Annotated in this window: 1 protein-coding gene; it reads right to left on the bottom strand. The window is 52.0% G+C overall.

The features are described 5' to 3' along the window. Nucleotides 1-124: 124 nt before the first annotated feature. Nucleotides 125-789: hypothetical protein (locus K7B09_RS13095; protein WP_223629907.1), on the bottom strand; the 665-nt coding region annotated here is incomplete at its 5' end.

Raw genomic sequence — 789 nt, 5'->3', positions numbered from 1 at the left:
ATCCCCAAAAAATTCCGCGCTAAACCTAACACCTGAGTTAAGCCGGACCGCTGCGCGGCACGGCGATGTGGTACACGCTACCACTTAAGCCGAGCCGCGAAGCGGTCTCGGCTTGAACGAATTGTTAGATTGATGGCGCCGGGAACGACATTACTCCCTGCGGGAAATAAACGAGCCGCTTGCTTGTTGGTGCATATCCAGCGCAGTTCGTGCTTCCGCACGCAATGTAGACCAGATCAACTGGCTTGCCGTCGATAACAACTTTGATATTTCTGCTGTTCTCGTACTTTGCTGCAAGAAGTGCTTTCAACTCGGCTGCGCCTGCGTTGCGCCCACTATTCTCAAAATGAGCTAGGCAGTACAGATACATTACTGACCCAATCATTACCGTTATTGCGGCTAAAGAGATGCGACGAGCACCATGTTCAGTCGGATTGCGCGATGGCGGAGAGAAGGCTATGGCAATGAACTTGCGCAGTTTTGGCTGTTTCTCTAGATAGTCCGTTAAATATGGAATGACGGTGTAGGCAAGGATTGTCAGAAGTACGGCAGCCAGCGCAAGAGCCGTAAAGCCGTGTGACATGAGCTGGATGAATCCTTGATAGGTGGTCTGGTGGAAGTTTTGATCAAGGATTGCGGCGTTCAGCCGGAGTGCGGAAAGATAGCCGTTACGGTAGGCAGTGCCGATGGTGAAAAGGAATGCCGGTAGGACGGCAATCAGAATGCCGAGGTCTATGAGTGGCGAGCGTGTCTTTTCCATCAATCTAACACCTGAGTTAAGCCGCGCCG

The sequence above is a fragment of the Thermomonas beijingensis genome (assembly GCF_020034655.1).
GTDB classification, from domain to species: Bacteria; Pseudomonadota; Gammaproteobacteria; order Xanthomonadales; family Xanthomonadaceae; genus Thermomonas; species Thermomonas beijingensis.
This window is presented reverse-complemented; position numbering and strand designations above follow the sequence as displayed.